Source organism: Achromobacter sp. F4_2707 (assembly GCF_047501535.1).
In the GTDB taxonomy this organism is placed as follows: Bacteria; Pseudomonadota; Gammaproteobacteria; order Burkholderiales; family Burkholderiaceae_B; genus Yanghanlia.
Genome location: NZ_JAZDRJ010000004.1, coordinates 196,212 through 213,458 on the forward strand (window position 1 = coordinate 196,212; position 17,247 = coordinate 213,458).

Here is a 17,247-nt window from a genome sequence, read left to right on the forward strand (position 1 = left end):
GTCGTCTCTCCGCTGACAATCGCGTGGTCAACAGGCACGCAAGCGCGTGCCGTATCCACACGTGATCAGTCTCGTTCAGAGGCGCTGAATCCAAAACCCACTCAGGCGTAGTCCAGCGCAGGAAATGACAAATGTCTCGACAGGCGTCGGCAAGACGCGGCCCGCGCGCGCAGCAACGCGCACAGAGCAAAGTATTTGTGGGGAATGACCGTCAGTACGGTCAGGCGCAGAGCAGCCCGTTCAGGATGCCGCAGGCAAAGTCATGCGCAGGTTGCACCCATCATGATGACCGTTCAAAGACGAGTCAAATAATGCGGCCGCAGCGGATTGATAATCAGTTGGACAATAAAATGGGAGCAGGCGTCTGGGGCTCGCGACCAAGGAATGACCGCACCACCTCAAAGAACCGCCGATCTTCAGGTCGCAGTCCACCAGACCTGTATAACGCCGAAGCGTAGAAAGCCGACTCGCACTGCTCGATCGGCAAAAAACGAACCCCATGGCGCGGATTGCGCGCAATCTGGGACTCAGCGATAAAGCTCACGCCGAAGCCTGCAGCCACCATCGACAGCATCCCTTGGACGCTGGAGGCGTACTGCGCAATAGTCGGCTCAATCACTTTCTCTGCAATGAGCGCACGAATCTGCTCGCTGCCGCCATCATCACTGTCAGGATGGCATACGATCAAACGGCATGACCTGAGGTCGTCACGGCTCAGGTACGAGGCCTGAGCAAGAGGATGGGAAGCTGGCACCACTGCCCACATGGGGTCGCTCCAAAGACGCTGAATCACCAAGTCTTCATGGCGAAGATTGCCAATGGCGATGCCGATGTCCAACACGCCATCTCGCAAGTTGCGGATCAGCGTGCCATGCTCGTACTCGGTGACATACAAATCGATGTCCGACAGCTCTTCATGCACGAGCCTTAGTAGCGCATCGAGTTGAGGGTGTGCCAAGCCGACCGTCATGCCCGACAGGCCCAGACGGATACGTTGCTGAACGGCTTGGGTAACCAGCGAAGCATGACGTTTGAACTCGGCATACTGGTTCAGAATCCGTTGCGCTTCCGGCAGTAGGCGCGCCCCGGCCTCGGTGATTCTTGTGCTGCGTTGCGTACGTTTGAACAGCAGCACACCCAACTCACTCTCAAGGCGTTTGATCGCAAGCGACATCAAGGGCTGCGCAACGTTAAGCCGTTCCGAGGCGCGGTGATAGTGCTGCTCTTCAGCTAACACTACAAAGCATTGCAGGTATTTCATGCGCATAGAAACCCATCCCATCTATCCACTAGATCCATCAAATATCAACGGGTACAAGGAAAGCACAAGAAGAATTGCCATTGATGTGTTAAAGATCCGAAGAGAACGCGGATCATTGAGAAAACGACGCAACGAAGTGCCACAAATCACCCATACAGAAACACTGGGCGCATTGATGATGGCGAAAAGGATGGCTATGATGATCACAGACATCATGCCGCTACCTGCAGGCACATAAGTCGTGATGGCGCCGCTAGCCATGATCCATGCTTTCGGATTTACCCATTGGAATCCGGCAGCCTTCCAGAACCCAAAAGGACGTGAGATCTCCGGCCGATCGTCCAGGGGACGTGCCGTACCAATCAGCCACGCGAGGTACAGCAGATAGGCTGCACCACCGACACGCAAGACGACATAAAGCTCTGGATAAACCGCAAACAGACTGCCCAAACCTACGCCAACACCCACAACCATCAGTGCGAAGCCAATACTGACGCCGAGAACATGCGGTAGGCTGCGGACAAAACCGTAGTTCAACCCAGAAGCGAGCAACATGGTGTTATTTGGCCCAGGCGTGATTGAGGTCACAAATGCGTAGGCAACAAAGGCAAGCAGAAACTCTGATGACATAACCATCCATAGTCAAATTGGCATCTCGATATACGCTTCAGTAGCAAGTAATTTGTGGTCGCCACACACAAACAATCAAACAGCGGACAACTCGTCGCGAGAACGGATAATGCGCGAAACCAAGCCATAACTGACCGCTTCCTCAGCCGGCATCCATAGATCACGTTCGATATCCATGCGCACGCGCTCGATTGCCTGTCCACTTTCATCTGCGATGACACGCGCGATGCGTTCTCGAGCTTTAATGATCTCGGTCGCCTGTATGGCGATGTCACTTGCAGGTCCCCCGGCGCCACCGCTGGGTTGGTGAATCAGAAAGCGAGTCTGCGGCAGGCAGAACCGGCGTTCGCGAGGCGCTCCCAGGTAGAGATGTGTAGCGGCGCTTCCCACCCAACCCGTACCAACCATATTGACTGGCGAAGATACGAAGCGCGCCACATCGTGAATTGCGTCACCAGACTCCAGATGGCCTCCAGGAGACGAGATGATCATGGTGATGGGAGCCTTTGACTCGTCATCCAGTATCAACAGTTTTCGCACGGTCTCCAATGCAAGGGTATCGGTAATCGTGCCAAACACCAGAACCATTCGGGAGCGAAATGCTTTTTCTTCGAGGAATGCACTTTCCTTAGGCAAAGTTGACCGAGGAGTCGTATCAGTTTCTTGTGCGTACATGTTTAATATTTCCCTTTCTACTTGATCAATGAGGCAGCGCCCCTAATCCGAGAGCCTTGTACAAGGCAACGATGCGTGTCTGAGCGATGGCTTCCTGCTGAGCAACTTCCCGGCGCACTTGAAACAGCGCACGCTGGTTCTCCAAGACCGCTTGATAGTTCCCCGCGCCAGCGCGATAACGTTTATCTGCAATCTCAAACGCGGCCTGAGCATGCTGTCCAGCTCGCAGCAGAGCAGCCAGTTGACGCTGCTGTTCTGCCAATTGCGTCACCGCGTTCTCAACCTCTTCCTGCGCGTTGAGCAACGCCTGTTCGTAGCGCGCCCATGCTTTGTCCGACAAGGCTTCGGCTCCACGCAAGCGGGCGCGCGCGTTCCCAAGGCGTAGTGCTGGCCAGGACACGGCCGGTGCGATTTGAAAAGCGCGCGAGGCAGCACTGCCAAAATCGCCGTCACGCAGTGCAAAGAATCCAAGGAAGCCGCCCAGGTCGATACGTGGATACAGTTCTGCGGTAGCGGCGCCAACGTCCTCGACGCTGGCGGCCAACAGTCTCTCGGCCTGCACTACGTCAGGACGAGCCAGGATCAATTGGCTCACATCGCCCAGCGGCAACTGCGCCGCCAACGGCGCTGCTCGCACTGCAGTGGGGTCGGGCAAGCCGCCATGGCCGGGGCGCTGCCCAGCCAGCACATCAAGGCGATGGCGCATCTGCTGCACAGAGGCCGTCAATAGCGGGAGCGCCGCCTCGCTGCGCAGCAGATTGGCCTGCGCATTCTCCACGTCCTCGGGCAGACCAGCACCGGCGCGCAGGCTGGCCTGGGCCAGCCTCACGGTTTCCCGCCAGTTATCGGTTTCCTGCCGCGCCACCTCTAATTGCCGGCGGTAGCCTTGCAACTCGAACCAAGTGCGCGCGACTTCGCCGACAATGCTCAGACGCATCATCTCCAGTTCCGCCTCACTGGCCTCGGCCCGTGCCATCGCTGCATCTTTCAGCCTATCCAGGCGGCCGAACAGGTCAATCTCCCATTGGACGTCAAATCCGGCCCGCCAAGATTCGGACAGCGTGCGCTGACCGCTGTTGCTAACCTGCTGCTGGATGCCGCGGGTGTAGTCAGCCCCGCTCGTCAAGCCCGGCAGGCGGTCTAGTCGGCGTTCGTCGAAAACGGCGCGCGCGGCCAACAAGTTGGCCTGGGCCTGGCGGATGTCGTGGTTGTGCGCCAACGCAGCGTTGATCCACTGGTTCAGGTCCTCATCCTCGAAAACGCGCCACCACTCTGTGGTCATCGTATCGGCCTCGGTCGCAACGAACTCCGCCGCCTGCGGGCTGGCCAATACGATGGAGGACGGTTGCGGCCGTACATAGTGCGGTCCAACCGTGCATCCAGCCAGCGCCGACGTCAGTACCGCGGCCACACATGTACAAAAAGCCCTATTGTTCGCCCTCATGCCGTCACTCCCTCGGCCCGAGCGATCTCAGCGAGTTGCCGGCTTCGTGCCCCCTGCACGCGGTGGTCACACGCCAACCAGGTGTAAATCGTCGGCAGCACGAACAGGGTGAACAACGTACCCACCAGCATGCCGCAAACGATCACTGCCCCCAGACCGAAGCGGCTGTTGGCGCCCGCTCCGCTGGCGAATAGCAGCGGCACCACGCCGAAGGCCATCGCGCCGGTGGTCATCAACACGGGACGCAAACGAATCTGCGCAGCGCGTATGATGGCAGCGCGGCGGTCAAGCCTTTCATGGACCTGCAGTTCGTTGGCGAACTCGACCATCAGGATGCCGTGCTTGCTGATCAGTCCGATCAACGTCACCAACCCAATCTGCGTGTAGATGTTCAGCGTGGCCCATCCCAACGCCAGCGGCAGCAAGGCACCGCAGATCGACAGCGGTACCGTGATCAGGATAATCAGCGGATCGACCAGGCTCTCGTACTGCGCGGCCAGCACCAAATAAATGACGACCAATGCGGCCAGGAAGGCGAAAGCCAGTGCATTGCCTTCCTGCACATACTGGCGCGATTCTGACTGCCAGTCATGGCTAAAGCCCGGCGGCATCTCAGCCACGATTTGTTCGAGAAAGCCCACGGCCTGGCCCAGAGAAACCCCTGGCGCAGGAATGGCCTGAAGGGTGGCTGCGTTCTGCTGGTTGAACTGGTACAGCCTGTTGGGCTCCACACCCATGTCCAGCCGCGCCACGGCGGACAATGGCACCAGGATTCCGTCTGCGGTCCGCACGTACTGCCGTTTCAAAGCCTGCGGCGTCAGGCGCTGCTCGCCCACGCTCTGCGGGATCACGTCATAAGACCGGCCAAACAACGCGAAGCGGTTGACGTAATTCTCTCCAACCAATACGCCCAGAGAGTCGCCGATGTCTTGCAGCGCGATACCCAGGCTCGCGGCCTTGGCGCGGTCGATCATCACCTGCACCACCGGGCTGTCGTACTCGAGGTCACTGTCTACTACTACGAATAAGCCGCTTTCGCGGGCACGCTGCTTGATTCCTTCCATCGCCTCGTACAGCACCGAATAGTCCTGTGCGCTGCGCAGCACCAGCTGTACCGGGAGACCTCCGCTGCCGCCCGGCAGGGGAGCCACCTGAAATACGAAAATATCGCTGCCAACAATCTCGCCGACGGCACCTTGTAGCTCGGCCACAATCTCCGGTTCTTGACGCGTGCGCTCGCCCCAGTCGGAAAGGTTGACGCCGCCAAAGCTAGCTGCAGGACCATCGGTGCCATTGATAATCCAGGTGCCGACACTTTCTGGAATACGTGCCATCACAGCATGCAACTGATCGGCAAACCGTTCCGCATATTCCAGGCTGCCATGCTGCGGAGACTTCACTGCTGCCAATACCGCCGCCTGGTCTTCCGGCGGCGCCAGTTCGCGCTGCGGCATCTGATACAGGAACGGCAGGCTGATGCAGACCAGCATGGCAAAGCCTCCGCTGGCCCAGCGATGCCGCAACGACCAACCTAGCAACCGCCCATAGCGACCCGCTAAACCTCCGAAAAACCGTTCGGCCAGACTAGCCATGCGCCCCTGTCCGCCGTCCTTATGGCTGGACGTCAGCAGCAGCGAACTCATCACCGGCGAAAGCGTCAATGCCACTATCCCGGAGACGATCACGGCGCCAGCCAAAGTCAGCGCGAACTCACGAAACAGCGCACCGGTCAGCCCTCCCATCAGTCCGATGGGAGCGTAGACGGCAGCCAGAGTCAGCGTCATGGCGATCACTGGACCGGCAATCTCACGTGCGCCGACCAGAGCCGCCGCTACAGGCGACTTGCCTTCCTCGATGTGGCGGTGCACATTCTCGACCACCACGATGGCGTCATCCACCACCAGCCCGATAGCCAGCACCATTGCCAGAAGGGTCAACAGGTTGATGCTTAACCCGAACGCCAGCATCAGCGCCGCCGCGCCCAGCATTGATAGCGGAATGGCGACCACTGGGATCACCACGCTGCGCAATGAGCCCAGGCACAGCCAGATCACCAGCACAACAATCAGCACCGCTTCCACCAGCGTCTTTATCACCTCCTGGATAGAGGCGTCGATGAAGCGCGCCCGTTCATAGACCATCGCGACCTTCACGCCCGGCGGCAGGGTCTTCTCGATGTCCGGCAGCAGTTGTCGGATGCCTTCCACGATCACCAGCGGATTTCCCTTGGGCGTTGGGAACAGCGACAGATAGACCGCCGGTTCGCCATCCATCTGGCCGCTGGTCTGCGTCGAGGCAGCGCCCAGTTCCACCGTGCCCACATCGCGCAGGCGCACCAAACCGTTGCCATCCTGGCGAATGACCAAGTCCCGGAATTCCTCCACACTGGTCAGGTCAGAATTAACCTGCACATTGGCGATCACATACTGTCCGCGCACCTGCCCCGGCGCGGCCTGGTAATTGTTGCGGCGAATTGCATCCGCCACATCCGTGGCGGTCAGGCCGCGTCCAGCCAGGCGCTCGGCGTCCAGCCACAGACGCATTGCCAACTTCTGCCCGCCGTCCACCTGCACCTTGGCCACGCCGTCGATACCGGAGAACAATGGTTCGACCACGCGCGATAGATAGTCGGTCAGTTCGGGGATCGATAAGCTTCCAGTGGAGAATCCCACATAAGCTACAGCCGTAGAGTCGCCAGCGGAGAGCTCAATCACCGGATCGTAAGCGCGCTCTGGCAAGCGGTAGCGCACCTGATTGACCTTCGCCATTGTCTCCGTCAACGCCTGGGTGGAGTCACGGTTCAGTTCCATACGCAGTGTCACCAGACTGCGCCCCTGCGCCGACGAAGACGATAGATAGTCGATGCCCTCGACCGATGACACCGCCTGCGCAATCGGCTGGGTCACGAAGCCTTGCATCTGCTCGGCCGAAGCGCCCGGATACTCGGTGCTGACTGTAATGGTTGAGGTTTCCAGCGTGGGGTATTGCCGGATCGGCAGCTTGCCGAGTGCAAACAGGCCCAGCAGCACGAGCAGACTGCTGACCACCAGCGCCAGCACCGGGCGGTGCACGAAAACATCCGTAAATCTCATGTCGCCTGCTCCTGCGCCATATCCGCGTGGTACGAGGTCGGAGCACCTTGCAATGCGTCACCCGCCACCGGCTCGACCGACATACCATCGCTGAGCTTGATCTGGCCGGAAACCACTACCCGGTCGCCTTCCTTCAGACCGGAGATGATCTCCACCCGGCCATCCCAGCGTTCACCCGTTTTCACCGCTACGCGGCGTACGGTCATGCCTTGAGCCTCCAGTGCTTCGGCGACGAACACCGTCTGCCCATAGGCTGTGTAGGTCACCGCAGTTTCGGGCACGGCAAACACCAGCGAAGGCTGCTGGCGCAGCACACGCACCTTGGCGAACATACCGGCATGCAACAGGCTCTCGGGGTTTGGCAGACTGGCCTGCACACGCAGCGTGCGCGAAGCGCCGACCAGCGAGTCGATGGCCGTCACCTGCGCCTCGAAACGACGCTCCGGCCAGGCATCGACCTGAACCTCGACCGGCTGACCCGGCTCCAAATGAGGTACTGCCTGTTCATCCAGCGAGAAGTTCACATTGATGGTGCCGGAATCGACCAAACTGGCGATTTCATCACCCGCATTGAGGTATTGCCCCTCATGTACACGGCGAATACCGATCACGCCCGCGAACGGAGCACGGATCGCCTTCTGCGCAATGACCGCTTCGATCCCTCGCAGTTCGCCTTGCGCCATGTCGCGCGCGGCCCGAGCGTGGTCGAACTGCTCCTGCGTCGCCACCTTGTCAGCCAATAACTTGCGGGTGCGCGCTAGCACGGTCTCAGCATTGCTCAGTTGTGCTTGCAACCGCAGTCGCTCAGCCTGCTCGGGCGCATCGTTAAGCTGCACAAGCAATTCGCCTTGCTTCACCCGTTGCCCGGAGGTGAACACGATGCGAGTGATACGCCCGGCGGTTTCCGAAGCTAGCGCCACCTGTCGCGCCGCTTCCAGCTCCCCTACGCCGTAGAACGCTCGCGGCGCCTCCACACGCTCGACCTGCGCCAATGCCACCTTGGTGGCCGGCCAACCGCCAGCGCCATCGTCCCCTGACATACATCCCGCAAGGCTGACCGCGCCAGCTATCGTCAGACCTATGAGAACAGACTTGACTTTCATGCCTGTCCCTCCAATCGACGATGCAAACGGCTGCTAATCGCCGCTGCGACAAGTCCACCGATCAGGCTGATATGCTCCAACGCCCAGAACATCGCTACCTTTGCCTGCGGGTCAGGTAATGCCCAGAATCGGTGCACGACGAGAATGGTCAACAGCAGAAATACGGCCAGTGCGCCCGCGCCCAGCCACAGCGCGCGATCAAGCAGCAACAACGCCGAGCCGCCCAGCAGCAACACGATAGTCGCGCTGTTGAATAGCCAGTCTGGATCTAAACCAGCAGCGCGCATCTCCGCCAGCCCGCCTTGGAAGTCGATAAGCTTGGCCAAGCCAGAGGAAAGAAACACCACCGCCAACAAAATGCGGGCAACGACCCATAGCCAGCGGCTGTCCAGAGTTTTATCAACGAAGTGATGCATACGCGTCTGAGTTCATAGAAACGGCCGCAAGACATGGCGATACGACCGGTAGGTTGCACAAAGGCTAGCCACCGCGAAGGGGCTTGCCAGAATCGATGCAACGGACTATAAAACCTCAAGTTAAGTTGAGGTCAAGCCATGAAAATGAAGAAGCCAATCGACTTTTCTCGATTGCTGACCGTGGGCGAAGTTGCCCACCGCGCAGGCGTGCCGGTCTCCACGATCCATTTCTATGAGTCGAAGGGGTTGATCGCCAGCACGCGCAATACCGGCAACCAGCGACGGTTCGCTTCTGTCGTGTTGCGCTACATCGCCGTGATCAAGGTAGCTCAGCGAACAGGGATTCCATTGGAGGAAATCAAGGAGGCCCTCGGTCGCTTCCCTCCGGGAAGCAAGCTCACTGCTGAGCAATGGCGCGAACTGTCCTCGCGCTGGCGAGCCAGCCTGGATGAGCGCATCAAGAAGCTGACGCGACTGCGCGACGAGCTTGACAGTTGTATCGGCTGTGGCTGTTTATCGTTGGAAGAATGCCCTTTACGCAACCCCGAGGACACACTAGGGGCGGAAGGACCGGGGCCCCGGATCCTTGAGCGAGATTGAAAAAGAGCCTTGCTTAGATTGACCAAAGTAATTAAGTCAGCCAAAAAGAAGAAGTCGTTTATGTCATCGTTTGAATTTGACTGTTGTCTCTTCTTGAACAGATGCTTATGCTAAAGAAATACGCTTGGCTCATCGATGAGATGGCCAACTTCAAACAGTTTCGCGCTCAGTACCCGCACGCCCAACTGTGGCCCACACCGCCCAGCTACGCACGGCTATCGGTGTCTCAGTGCATGGGCCATCCAAGCAAGTGACAGGCATGCAATCACAAGTAGTCATTTCGGGTTGTTCCGGCGGCGGCAAGTCCACCTTGCTCGGAGAGTTGCAGCGGCGTGGCCATGTCACTGTCGCCGAACCCGGCAGAAGGATCATCGCTGAGCAGATTCGCCTGGGCGGCAACGCCCTGCCTTGGGCCGACATGGCTGCGTTTCTGCGCGAGGCGCTACGTGTCGCAGCCATGGATCTCGAAGACATATCGTTGGACGTCGGTCCAGTTTTCTTTGATAGAGGACTGATCGACGCCGCAGCCGCACTTCAGCGACTCTTCGGCGTCCCTCTGTCACAAAGCCTGGGTGAATCACTCCCCTATGGGCAGCTCGTGTTCCTTGCTCCCCCTTGGCCGGAAATTTATTGTGCCGACGAGGAGAGAAAGCATGGCTTTACCGAGGCAGTGGCCGAGTATGACCACCTGGATCGAACCTACCGGGCGTTAGGCTACGAAGTCAGGCTGCTCCCGCGCTCCAGCGTGGCCGACCGATCCGACTTTGTTCTCGAAGCGATTCATCGCCGCTAGAGGCCCCTCTCTTCGCGACGGGTGAGGCTCGCCACCGTCCAGAATGTCGTCTAGCCTACAAGTTCAGCCTAAACCTGATAGATACTTCGCAGGGCTGCACCAAATAAAATCAACCAATCGAAGGCGTACGCAGGCGAGAGATATTCCATGAAACAGTGCCTTGACCTATGCTTACACTGAGCTGCTGCCCTAATTTCGGTTCGATCACAGGTCTCCACGGCACCAGGCTAAAACCTTTGCCATGCTCCAACATGGCGTAACGACCGCTGGCTAACATCACGGAACGACGATAAATTCCGCTTGCCCTGCCGTCATCTCCGATCGGCTGGTACGTCAGGCCCGTCTCCGCCTGCAGCCGCTGCCCGGCCACGGCCAGCTCCCGCGCACGTAGCGTTCGCAGAAGATTTCTCGCCAACACAAGGCGTTGCCCCCGACGCTGTGCCAGGCCCTTTTCCTCCAGGTGCTCAATGCGTTTCTCCATCGCAGTTTGTACCTGTGCACCGAAGCCGACGGCAGCCAAATCCTTGCCCCTGGCAATGAGCTGTTCATCCAACCATGTGGCGCCCTCGGACTGTGTTTGCTGAGCCAGCGAAAGATGTGACCGCAAAGCGATAGTCACACCACCGGTTCGCCTCTGATCGAAGGCCGCGCCACGCTCTGCCAAGTCGCCCGGTACCCGCCAAACCCCGTCCGCAATCCGCTCCACGATGCCTGCCCGACGCAAGGCCTCCAGGCGGCGAACATGCGCCTGCACGATATCTATCGGCGAGCGGTCGCGCCCCTTGATCACAGCCAGGTGATCGGCGGTTCGGTAGATGCCATCCCTGGCGTGAGCCTGGATGTTCTGATCAGCCATGCTGGGCTGCCGGGGCCTGACAGATACGATCCCGCCAACCGGCCAGTCCCCCAGGTCCGACTGCGCAGGCAGACGGACGTAATGGGCTCGCCCATCTACGCCATCGACCACCAAGTAACCGATGTCGCGCAGTTCATCGGCAAGCCCCTTCGCCGCAATCCGGCCCACGACGCCGCGCTGCTCTCCTAGCCCGGAGACGTTCAGTTCTCGGGCCACTCCCCTCATGGCGCGATGCATGGTTCGGATGATGTCGCCACGGTCGCCCAGCTCTCGCAGTGTCAACTCCATGTTGGCATCCAGCCGCCACACTCTTGCATCTTCCTGAGAGGCCAGCCCCATCCCCGCCAGATGCTGCAGGCGTGCGCGCAAACTGGCCTGATAGTGAGCATCCCCATTAAGGCTGAGCACATCCACACGATCCAGTACTGCCTGACGCATCAGCGAACGATCCAGCGTCGTAAACCGCTGCTGCGCCACCTCTTGTCTCAGGCTTTGCGCGATCTCCAGTTCCGTGCGTGGCCCCAGCCATTCGGTGGCGATCTCGCCGGCTCGCACCCGCATGCCGTGCCCCATGTAGTCCGGGGCGATAACCAGATCCTGGCCGTTATCCGCACGGCCTCTCAGCACGATATGCGTATGGGGATTGTCAGTGTCCCAGTGATCCACAGCCACCCAGTCCAGGCGGGTTTGCAGGTCAACGGACATGCGAGCCATCAGCGTACGCGTGTAGTCCTTCAGGTCGCCGATGTCCCTGGCATCCTCCGGCGAAACGATGAAGCGGAACTGGTGCCGGTCGCCCTGGCTACGTTCGATGAAGTCGCGGGTATCGGCCTGGTCTGTCTCCGGCCCATAGGCCTGTCCACGCTGCCCCTCCGATGTGACGCCTTCCCGCTCGATGTAGCGCAGGTGCGAGGCGATGGCAGAGCTGCCTGCTTTCAGGCGCACGAATCTGGACTTGATGACCACGCGCCGGGCGCTGAGCGGTTGCCGGTTGGAAGCGAATCGGGCGGCAACCTGACCGCGTCCGAACTGTCCTGTGCCGCGACCCTGACCGCGTCCGCCCGAGCCATGCCCAGCACGCGACATCTGCCGCCGCACGGTGGACAGGAAACGCTGCCCTTCAGCCTTCCCCCGCGCCTTGGGCGGGGCTGGCCGTGGTCGGAAGCGGTCATCCTCTCGGCCTGCCATCACGCCGCCTCCAGCGTAGTCGAGCATGGTCCGGCACCTATGGCACCCAGTTTCCCCAACACTGACAGGCGCTTGCGCGCCCGCACAGCACGCCAGGGCGCAGCCCGCGTGCCGTGCTCCCACCCGTGCAGACAAGGGGTTACGGTCGCCTGCGTGCCGCCCCTTTTATCTTGCTGCTGTTCCCGCCCCCCTCTCCTCCCCTGGTCAGAGCTTGCTCCTAGCCAGACCAACCCGGAGCCGCAGCTCACAGCCGCATGGCTGGACGCGGTGATGTCGACGACCAAAGGCTGAGCATGAGACGCGCAGTCAACCTGCACATCAGGATGCATTGCTGCTGCCATACCAGTGACAAAGTCGATACAGACCCAGCGCAGCCAGAATGCACAGCCAGCCGCGAAAGCGATGCCCGTTTGCATGTCGATCACCACACCCAGATCGGCACGGCGACGCCGAGCAAAGCCATTCGTGAGACTGGGCCGAAATAGCGGCTGTCGAAGGAAGATTCATGATGGTCGCTGAGCAGGAAGAACTCGTCTTCCGTCAGCAGTCGGCAGCCATGCCATGGGATCAATGCTCGCCCCAAAGAATCCCGGCCCAGTGCTCGTGCAATGTCCTGGCCATTGATCGTGACGCGCCCATTGCGCGCACACACATGCTCGCCGTACATGGCCGCCACGCGCTTGAGCAGCGGCACGTTGGTCGGGAGATACTGACGCTCAGCCGCCAGCGCGGCAGCGTCAGGCGGCAAGCGTGTGATCACCCAATCGTCATGCATAGGTTGAGTTTTTCGGACGACATAGAAACCGCGCGGCGCACTGTCGCTGGCGTTGTAGATGAGGCGCAGCGTGCGGGCCGGTTCTGCCGGCAGCCAGGCAGGCGCGAACAACGCCGCCAGACTGGCGAACATGAGCGATAGCACCCACATCTGGCGCAACCGAGAGCTGCCAACGAAGCGAGACGTGGATGGTAGAAGAAACGTCATAGCCGACCTCCTCACGCATCCAGCATCTTGCGTCGAGCAAGGTACGCGGCATGGCGCTCGGCGGTGTATTCCGGCAGCGGCAAGCGTGCCGCCAGCCGGTTGTCCAGCGTGCGCCAGTAGTCCGTCGAGACATGCGCCAGGGGAATGCCCCTGCCCACGATCTCATCCATCACGCGCAACGCAGCTTGAACACGGGCTTCGCCCCGCACGCGCAGCAGAATGCGCGCACCGGGCGCCACGCCGCGCACCGTCTGGATATCGTGCGAGCCGTCATCCGCCTGCAGCACCATCAACTGCCAGAAGATTGGGCCGTAGACATTGGCGACCCACTGGACACGGCAGCAAACCGCGCCGGGGCCAAACACGGCAATGCGACGCTGCGCGTCCAGACCGATGACGGACCGGGGCTCACCGAAGCGCAGCCAGGTGTGCGAGCGGCCAGCGAAACGCCACAGCAGCATCCGCATGTCACTTGCGGGTTGATCGTGTCCGACAGCAGCTACAAGCGGGCAACGGGAACCGGGAATGAGAGCAGAAACCGTCTTCTGAACTGTGCAGCAGCCCCAGAAAACGGCCCGTGGCGCGTTTTCCTTGCCCAACACGGCCTCTGCTATGGCTCGTGGCCTGATCGACGCGCTGGCGGGCTGTAAATGCGCTCGTGAAAGTTGCCGCCGAGAGCTGGGCGATGCCCAAACGGCCAGCCTGCGAATACCGTTTCTGCCACTTGCAGCCACGGCGGTGGCGCTGAATCGATCTGCTGGACAACCGGCTTTTTCGACCTCACGCATGCTGCTGAGCAATGTTTGATCAGCAAACGCCACCCCTATTATCTTAGTTATTCTTATAGTTATATAAGTTAAGGGCTGCGCAAACGCTTGACTGGCAAGGGTTTCCGGGGAATTCGTACCGGTGATAGCACGTTGCATCCACCGGTGATAGCACGACAACCCTGCGGCTGATAGCACGTCACTATCCACAGAATATTCACAGCTTACGCACAGATTTATCCACAAGTTGCGCATGGCATCACCTCTTGCGTACGGGTCGGAAGCACAGGCTGTCCGAGCCCTGGCCACGCTCCAGCCACAGTTGGTAATCCAGCAAGGGTCGAGTGATCAGCCGCCGGATCTCAAGTGAGAAGTCCGAGTAGCGTTGCAAACTGCCCGAGCGTGCGTGTAACTGGCGCAGCGGAAAGCGCCAACCAGCGCGCTGGCGACCGCCATGCTTGCGCACCAGGCGGTACAACCAACGCTGCAAACCGCCCGTCAGCCGGAAGTAATCCGGATGCAGCGACAACAGCGAAGATTCGTCCAATGCGCCTGCATAGAACCAGTCGGCCAGGACAATCTCGATACCTGCGGAATGACCGCTCTCGTGCACCAGCTCCTGCCACTCGGCAATCCAGGAAAAGCGATGCTGGTGGCGCAGTTTTTCTGCACGCAACGTAGTCATGACCGTGGAGGTCTGCAGGCGGTTGAGTGCGGCTCGCAAGCGTTGGTAGTCATGCAACGATGTGCCACGCCGAGTGAACCGCAGAATCTCACCGAGGCTGGCGCAAATACGCGGCGATGTGGGCAGGCGCTGATTCATTGCAGCGGCAAGCTGGCTTGCGGCCCAAATCAGCACATCGGCATCCCAAATGGTCGCGATGCCGAAGCTCGGCACGCCTTTCACCTCGATGCTGACCGGCCCTTGCGCGTATTGAATGGGCTGCATCCGCGCGCCCTTGGAAAGCGAGAAGAACGGGTAGGACATCAAGTCCTGCTGGTCACGCAGCCCCGTCTCCATCGGCAGCGCCGTAAACATCCATAGCTGCGCTGGGCCTTGCACCGGCAGCATGCGTCTGTCCATGTCCATCGTGCAGCTCCTGACGCCGTCAGCGACGCTGGTACTCAGGATCGGACGTCATGTCATAGGCCCGACGGTCGGCCCAGGCGTCCAAATCAGCGATGGCGTACATGACGCGCCTGCCGAACTTGCGAAAGCGCGGCCCGCCGCCGATGACACGCATCTTTTCCAGCGTGCGCGGCGACAGGCGCAGGTAATCTGCTGCTTCGTCATTCGTAAGATAGCGTACGGCAGCAGCGGTCAGCACCGGCGTGCTGCCGGAAGAATGCGGCTGCGGGCGGGAGGTCTGACGGGGCATGGATGGGCTTTGCATGACGGTCTCCTGATGGTGTGATCATCCGCCGCCTCATGTCGGCGGCTTGGAGACAGTCTCGGCAAAGCCAAAGACTCGCGGAAGGGATACGAACCTGCTGGCATGTCGTATCCGTGGGCTGGAGCGTAGATCAGCGCGGCGTGAGCAAATCCAGGTAGCCGCCGCGCATGAAAAATTGTCCGCGCCTCAGATAGTGCCGCAGTTGCGTGCGCAAGCTCGAATCGGCATGCCATTCGGCCTGCACCTGGTCGCGGCCAAAGATCGCCTCGGCGATTTCGCGATGCGAGGCGCCAGCAGCGGCCGCATCGACCGCCTGCAAAGCGCGCAGGTGCAAGATCTGGTTGCGAAACCCTCGCGTGCGTCGCCGTCGCCGCTGCGCCGTCCAGCCCACTGCGGCTGGCGGCAGCAGGCAAGCCTGACGCCTATGCTGTGTAGCTGAGACTGGCACTGGCACTGGCACTGGCAGCCAGTAGACCGTTGATGCCGCCGCCAGGGCTTGGGGCTCGACACGCGCCCTGATCCAATCCGATTCGGTTTGGGCCAGCAAAGCGAGATGGCCATCAGGCGCATCGAGCACGCGCAAGCGTTTGCGGCCAGGCAATGACCACAGATTGAACGCGGGCTGGTCGGCAGTATTGCCGGGTGAGCCGGACGTCACGTGCAGTACGGGCAGGATCGTATTGTTCCAGATCGGGCAGGCGCTACGCGCATCCAGAAAGGGATCTTCCCAGGCCTCCAATCCCCACCGATCAAGGTGCGCATCGGCATGTTGCCATGCCTCCTGATACTCGGGGTTGCGGCGCAGATATTCCCAGGCCAGTCCAGGCCCATCCAGATGCAGCAAATAGAGGTATCCCGCCGTGGCGCGCCAGGCGGCATCGGACCCGCACATCATCCAGGCTCCTTGTGGGTGTCACAAAGCCCTTGGTCCCGCCGGCGGATAGCCAGCGGTGAACTGCATCGCGCCGAGGGTGTCTCGACGCGATGCAAGGGAATCCGTTTCTGCAGCCCTGCCGCTACGGCGGCAAGCCAGTCAATCCTCGACGTATGCGCCCTCGGCACAAGCCAGGGCGGCATAGGCGGACAAGGTGCGCGTCGCTTCAAATGTGGCATCCATTGCCACGGGCAAGCCCCGGGGGCCGCGCATCGTCTCCAACTCTGCCAGCCAGATGTCGATCAGCGCCGGAAAGCCCGTGCCGCCATCACACAGGGCATGCAGCCTTGCGGGCTCGTCTGGGTAGGCGTAAGCCAGCAGCCAGACCACGCGCCCATCAGGCGTGTACGCCTTTGCCACCGGCAACGGGTCGAACGCCGGATCACGCGCACACTGCACGCCATTGGCCCTCAAGCGTGTCAGTTGTTGTTCTGTCAGCAATCCCATGAAAACGTGAGCCAGGCAAAGGCCCGGTGCCATGCGGCACTGCCACTACACTTCCTGAGATGCTATGGGAATGGCGCATGCCCGTCTAATAACGGCGCTGCACCAGATTGATAACGCGGCCCAGCCCTGACACTGAGCCACGTATGCCAGCGCCCGGCCAACCGGGCGCTGTGGCTTCTGCTTAGCACGCCTTGGGCCGCGACCAGTGCAGGTAGTACTTGCCGTCATCGCCTTCGATCAGGCGCGCGTAGATGGTCGCCGGAAAGCATGGGTCGTCAATCGTCACCGACAAATAAGGCCGGTCGTTATTCGAGACCTTCTTCCATGCGGCGCCCAGTTCGACCTGGCCGGCCAGGATGCGGTAGTCCGGGGCTTTGTCGTTGTCGTGCTCCACGGGTACGAAAGAGACTTTGGCGTTCAGCGTCAGGGTGCGCAGCGTGCCGGTGTAGCCGTTGTCGTTGGCGGTGAAGATTCCGATTTGAGACATGACGTTTCTCCTTGAGGTTGCAAGTCCGCGCCCATCGCGTCCTTGGTGTGATCCGTTCGTCGGAGGTCGGGCGCGACGCATCCCGCAGGGACGGAAACGCAGTAGACGACCGGCAAGGCACGGCGATTTTGGCTCCGCGAGGAATGCGCGTCAGCGCAGGGGAAAATCGTTGTGCCGG

The 17,247-nt window shown here is 60.5% G+C and carries 18 protein-coding genes; 2 read left to right on the plus strand and 16 right to left on the minus strand.

What is annotated here, in order from left to right:
* Positions 1-334 precede the first annotated feature (334 nt).
* The 7 genes from VRY85_RS05910 to VRY85_RS05940 form a co-directional block, all read right to left on the minus strand.
* Positions 335-1,261, minus strand: coding sequence for a LysR family transcriptional regulator (locus VRY85_RS05910; RefSeq protein ID WP_414597686.1), 927 nt, complete (start codon positions 1,259-1,261; stop codon positions 335-337).
* Between the two features lie 21 nt (positions 1,262-1,282).
* The gene (locus VRY85_RS05915) at positions 1,283-1,891 is read right to left on the minus strand and encodes a LysE family translocator (protein ID WP_414597687.1); all 609 of its coding nucleotides are present in this window, start codon (positions 1,889-1,891) and stop codon (positions 1,283-1,285) included.
* A 75-nt stretch (positions 1,892-1,966) separates the two neighbouring features.
* Positions 1,967-2,566 carry an ATP-dependent Clp protease proteolytic subunit gene (locus tag VRY85_RS05920; RefSeq protein ID WP_414597688.1) on the minus strand — a complete coding sequence of 200 codons (600 nt, stop codon included), beginning with the start codon at positions 2,564-2,566 and terminating at the stop codon, positions 1,967-1,969.
* A 25-nt stretch (positions 2,567-2,591) separates the two neighbouring features.
* Positions 2,592-4,010 (minus strand): efflux transporter outer membrane subunit, encoded by a 1,419-nt coding sequence (locus tag VRY85_RS05925; protein WP_414597689.1) that lies wholly within the window; start codon positions 4,008-4,010, stop codon positions 2,592-2,594.
* On the minus strand, positions 4,007-7,102 hold the full coding sequence (locus tag VRY85_RS05930) for a MexW/MexI family multidrug efflux RND transporter permease subunit (protein WP_414597690.1): 3,096 nt from the start codon (positions 7,100-7,102) through the stop codon (positions 4,007-4,009). The genes VRY85_RS05925 and VRY85_RS05930 overlap by 4 nt, the downstream gene beginning before the upstream one ends.
* On the minus strand, positions 7,099-8,205 hold the full coding sequence (locus tag VRY85_RS05935) for an efflux RND transporter periplasmic adaptor subunit (protein ID WP_414597691.1): 1,107 nt from the start codon (positions 8,203-8,205) through the stop codon (positions 7,099-7,101). The genes VRY85_RS05930 and VRY85_RS05935 overlap by 4 nt, the downstream gene beginning before the upstream one ends.
* On the minus strand, positions 8,202-8,621 hold the full coding sequence (locus VRY85_RS05940; protein ID WP_414597692.1) for a DoxX family protein: 420 nt from the start codon (positions 8,619-8,621) through the stop codon (positions 8,202-8,204). The genes VRY85_RS05935 and VRY85_RS05940 overlap by 4 nt, the downstream gene beginning before the upstream one ends.
* A 144-nt stretch (positions 8,622-8,765) precedes the next feature.
* On the opposite strand from VRY85_RS05940, the gene soxR reads away from it, so the two are divergent.
* The gene (gene soxR / locus VRY85_RS05945; RefSeq protein WP_414597718.1) at positions 8,766-9,221 is read left to right on the plus strand and encodes a redox-sensitive transcriptional activator SoxR; all 456 of its coding nucleotides are present in this window, start codon (positions 8,766-8,768) and stop codon (positions 9,219-9,221) included.
* Between the two features lie 259 nt (positions 9,222-9,480).
* Positions 9,481-10,014 carry an AAA family ATPase gene (locus tag VRY85_RS05950; protein WP_414597693.1) on the plus strand — a complete coding sequence of 178 codons (534 nt, stop codon included), beginning with the start codon at positions 9,481-9,483 and terminating at the stop codon, positions 10,012-10,014.
* A gap of 109 nt (positions 10,015-10,123) precedes the next feature.
* On the opposite strand, the gene VRY85_RS05955 is transcribed toward VRY85_RS05950, so the two are convergent.
* The 9 genes from VRY85_RS05955 to VRY85_RS05995 all read right to left on the minus strand — a co-directional run bounded on the left by VRY85_RS05955 (position 10,124) and on the right by VRY85_RS05995 (position 17,069).
* Complete coding sequence (locus VRY85_RS05955) at positions 10,124-12,058, minus strand: DUF3363 domain-containing protein (protein ID WP_414597719.1); 1,935 nt, start codon at positions 12,056-12,058, stop codon at positions 10,124-10,126.
* Entirely contained in the window at positions 12,058-12,474 is a 417-nt protein-coding gene (locus VRY85_RS05960) for a hypothetical protein (protein ID WP_414597694.1), read from the minus strand. Before VRY85_RS05960 ends, VRY85_RS05955 begins: the two co-directional genes overlap by 1 nt.
* 5 nt (positions 12,475-12,479) lie before the next feature.
* Complete coding sequence (locus VRY85_RS05965; protein WP_414597695.1) at positions 12,480-13,040, minus strand: S26 family signal peptidase; 561 nt, start codon at positions 13,038-13,040, stop codon at positions 12,480-12,482.
* Positions 13,041-13,051: 11 nt separating this feature from the next.
* Positions 13,052-13,861 carry a DUF2840 domain-containing protein gene (locus VRY85_RS05970; protein WP_414597696.1) on the minus strand — a complete coding sequence of 270 codons (810 nt, stop codon included), beginning with the start codon at positions 13,859-13,861 and terminating at the stop codon, positions 13,052-13,054.
* Between the two features lie 205 nt (positions 13,862-14,066).
* Positions 14,067-14,897 carry a replication initiator protein A gene (locus tag VRY85_RS05975; RefSeq protein ID WP_414597697.1) on the minus strand — a complete coding sequence of 277 codons (831 nt, stop codon included), beginning with the start codon at positions 14,895-14,897 and terminating at the stop codon, positions 14,067-14,069.
* A gap of 19 nt (positions 14,898-14,916) precedes the next feature.
* Positions 14,917-15,186 carry a helix-turn-helix domain-containing protein gene (locus VRY85_RS05980; protein WP_414597720.1) on the minus strand — a complete coding sequence of 90 codons (270 nt, stop codon included), beginning with the start codon at positions 15,184-15,186 and terminating at the stop codon, positions 14,917-14,919.
* Between the two features lie 145 nt (positions 15,187-15,331).
* On the minus strand, positions 15,332-16,096 hold the full coding sequence (locus VRY85_RS05985) for a DNA -binding domain-containing protein (protein WP_414597698.1): 765 nt from the start codon (positions 16,094-16,096) through the stop codon (positions 15,332-15,334).
* Positions 16,097-16,234: 138 nt separating this feature from the next.
* Positions 16,235-16,582: a DUF2958 domain-containing protein gene (locus VRY85_RS05990; RefSeq protein ID WP_414597699.1), complete on the minus strand. Its 348-nt coding sequence runs from the start codon at positions 16,580-16,582 to the stop codon at positions 16,235-16,237.
* Between the two features lie 181 nt (positions 16,583-16,763).
* On the minus strand, positions 16,764-17,069 hold the full coding sequence (locus VRY85_RS05995; protein WP_414597700.1) for a DUF736 domain-containing protein: 306 nt from the start codon (positions 17,067-17,069) through the stop codon (positions 16,764-16,766).
* Positions 17,070-17,247: the final 178 nt, after the last annotated feature.

What these genes read in the sequence shown, in the direction of transcription:
- VRY85_RS05910 (WP_414597686.1), bottom strand. Translation starts at nt 1,261, where the DNA reads ATGAAATACCTGCAATGCTTTGTAGTGTTAGCTGAAGAGCAGCACTAT.
- VRY85_RS05915 (WP_414597687.1), bottom strand. Translation starts at nt 1,891, where the DNA reads ATGTCATCAGAGTTTCTGCTTGCCTTTGTTGCCTACGCATTTGTGACC.
- VRY85_RS05920 (WP_414597688.1), bottom strand. Translation starts at nt 2,566, where the DNA reads ATGTACGCACAAGAAACTGATACGACTCCTCGGTCAACTTTGCCTAAG.
- VRY85_RS05925 (WP_414597689.1), bottom strand. Translation starts at nt 4,010, where the DNA reads ATGAGGGCGAACAATAGGGCTTTTTGTACATGTGTGGCCGCGGTACTG.
- VRY85_RS05930 (WP_414597690.1), bottom strand. Translation starts at nt 7,102, where the DNA reads ATGAGATTTACGGATGTTTTCGTGCACCGCCCGGTGCTGGCGCTGGTG.
- VRY85_RS05935 (WP_414597691.1), bottom strand. Translation starts at nt 8,205, where the DNA reads ATGAAAGTCAAGTCTGTTCTCATAGGTCTGACGATAGCTGGCGCGGTC.
- VRY85_RS05940 (WP_414597692.1), bottom strand. Translation starts at nt 8,621, where the DNA reads ATGCATCACTTCGTTGATAAAACTCTGGACAGCCGCTGGCTATGGGTC.
- soxR (WP_414597718.1), top strand. Translation starts at nt 8,766, where the DNA reads ATGAAGAAGCCAATCGACTTTTCTCGATTGCTGACCGTGGGCGAAGTT.
- VRY85_RS05950 (WP_414597693.1), top strand. Translation starts at nt 9,481, where the DNA reads ATGCAATCACAAGTAGTCATTTCGGGTTGTTCCGGCGGCGGCAAGTCC.
- VRY85_RS05955 (WP_414597719.1), bottom strand. Translation starts at nt 12,058, where the DNA reads ATGGCAGGCCGAGAGGATGACCGCTTCCGACCACGGCCAGCCCCGCCC.
- VRY85_RS05960 (WP_414597694.1), bottom strand. Translation starts at nt 12,474, where the DNA reads ATGCAAACGGGCATCGCTTTCGCGGCTGGCTGTGCATTCTGGCTGCGC.
- VRY85_RS05965 (WP_414597695.1), bottom strand. Translation starts at nt 13,040, where the DNA reads ATGACGTTTCTTCTACCATCCACGTCTCGCTTCGTTGGCAGCTCTCGG.
- VRY85_RS05975 (WP_414597697.1), bottom strand. Translation starts at nt 14,897, where the DNA reads ATGGACATGGACAGACGCATGCTGCCGGTGCAAGGCCCAGCGCAGCTA.
- VRY85_RS05980 (WP_414597720.1), bottom strand. Translation starts at nt 15,186, where the DNA reads ATGCCCCGTCAGACCTCCCGCCCGCAGCCGCATTCTTCCGGCAGCACG.
- VRY85_RS05985 (WP_414597698.1), bottom strand. Translation starts at nt 16,096, where the DNA reads ATGATGTGCGGGTCCGATGCCGCCTGGCGCGCCACGGCGGGATACCTC.
- VRY85_RS05990 (WP_414597699.1), bottom strand. Translation starts at nt 16,582, where the DNA reads ATGGGATTGCTGACAGAACAACAACTGACACGCTTGAGGGCCAATGGC.
- VRY85_RS05995 (WP_414597700.1), bottom strand. Translation starts at nt 17,069, where the DNA reads ATGTCTCAAATCGGAATCTTCACCGCCAACGACAACGGCTACACCGGC.